Here is a 297-nt window from a genome sequence, read left to right on the forward strand (position 1 = left end):
TCTGTGATCCGATCTCGTGTCGAGCATGTCTTTGCCGATCAGAAATCACAGACGGGACTACTGATCCGAACTGTCGGTATCACCCGGGCCACCATGAGAATCGGACTAGCCAATATCGTCTACAACATGCGCCGTCTTCTCTTCCTCGAAAGATTGAACGCGAGCACGTAGTCATCCACCGGGAGCCCCCCCCCGATCTGCTCAAAACGCAGATCAAAAGTGACGCAAAGAACCGTCAATCAAATCGCCAAAAGCCTTAAATCGCGAGCCAAGCGCATCAACCAACGGTTCTTCGAT

Annotated in this window: 1 pseudogene; it reads left to right on the forward strand. The window is 52.2% G+C overall.

The annotated features are described in order from the left end of the window. Positions 1–171: pseudogene (locus HK24_RS13495) on the forward strand (IS5/IS1182 family transposase); the annotation flags it as partial. Between the last annotated feature and the right edge of the window lie 126 nt (positions 172–297).

It is taken from the genome of Gluconobacter sp. DsW_058 (assembly GCF_002153615.1).
GTDB classification, from domain to species: Bacteria; Pseudomonadota; Alphaproteobacteria; order Acetobacterales; family Acetobacteraceae; genus Gluconobacter; species Gluconobacter cerinus.